This is a genomic window from Mesorhizobium sp. LEGMi-168a (assembly GCF_058312955.1).
This window is the reverse complement of record NZ_JBZEGV010000134.1, coordinates 1-1,119: the sequence shown is the minus strand read 5'-3', so window position 1 is coordinate 1,119 and position 1,119 is coordinate 1. Positions and strand designations below refer to the sequence as shown.

2 protein-coding genes are annotated in these 1,119 nt (G+C 61.8%); one reads left to right on the top strand and one right to left on the bottom strand.

The features are described from left to right. Positions 1–138: 138 nt before the first annotated feature. Positions 139–783, bottom strand: a complete 645-nt coding sequence (locus AC4FWB_RS34430; protein ID WP_023757644.1) for a hydrolase — start codon at positions 781–783, stop codon at positions 139–141. A 154-nt stretch (positions 784–937) separates the two neighbouring features. Here AC4FWB_RS34430 and AC4FWB_RS34425 point away from each other — a divergent pair. Further along, positions 938–1,119, top strand: a 182-nt coding sequence (locus tag AC4FWB_RS34425; protein ID WP_491030659.1) for a helix-turn-helix domain-containing protein, incomplete at its 3' end; no start/stop codon positions are given.

Sequence of the window (1,119 nt, the reverse complement as noted above, 5' to 3'; positions counted from 1 at the left end):
CGGGTCCGCCAGGGCCAGCATCCTCGTACATGGATTTCTCGCTGACATCACAGGGCTTCCCTGTGAGGTGAGGATGGCGAGGGACGGCAACCGGATCGATTCCGACCCTCACCGAAATGCTCGCCATCCCGGCCGGGATCAGCCAGCTACTGGCGTGTTGAGAAGCTGCTGCTCCCAAAGATACGCGATGCCGCTGCCGCCGAAGTGCTGGATGAGAATCTCGGTCAGCTCCTCGACATGCTCGGTGCGCGCCCAATCGCGTTGCCATTCGCCAGCGAGCGCCATCACGGTCATCACGTTCGCGCCGGCCGCGATCATTCGCTGGATGGCAACTTCGTGAGACTCCTTCGAAATCCCGCCCGACGCGTCGGTGATCACGGTCACGTCCCAGCCTTCGCCGGCGGCCTGGATCACAGGCATTGCGACGCAGACCTCGGTCCACAGGCCGGCGATGATCAGCTGCTTGCGGCCGGTCGCCTTGACGACGTTCACCACATTCTCGTCCTGCCAGGTGTTCACCCAGGTGCGATCGATGACTTCCTGGTCCGGAAATACGTCGGTGATCTGCTTAAAGAGAAGTCCACCGCGCGCCGCGATCACGCTGGTGAGAATGGTCGGAACATTGAAGGCTTTTGCTAGCTTCGCCAGCGCGGTCGTGTTGTTGACCACCATGTGCGGATCGTGGCTGTTCAGATTCGCGAGCTGATAGGGCTGATGGTCGATCAGAACGAGAACCGAATCTTCGGGACGAAGAAGCGAATCGAGGCCGTTACGAGGGGTAATCAAGACTTCCTTTCTCTGCCGCTATGGACGGCGATGGGTTCACGGGAGACATGCGCCAGCGGGCGACGTTGCCTGGGCGCAATTTGCTGTTCCCTTTGGTGGTGGGGTAGTGCCATGGTCTGGCAAGCTGTGTCGCGAAATAAGGAACGCGGGAATGGACATCGAAGACTTGCAGACATTCGTCGCAGTGGCCGATGCCGGGGGCGTATCGGCCGCCGCGCGCCGGCTCGGCGTCTCCAAGTCAATCGTCAGCCGGCGGCTCTTTCGGATTGAAGCGGAGCTTGGCGTCCAGCGTCGTGCACGAACGACCCGCGGCGCCGCACGCACGGAAGCGGG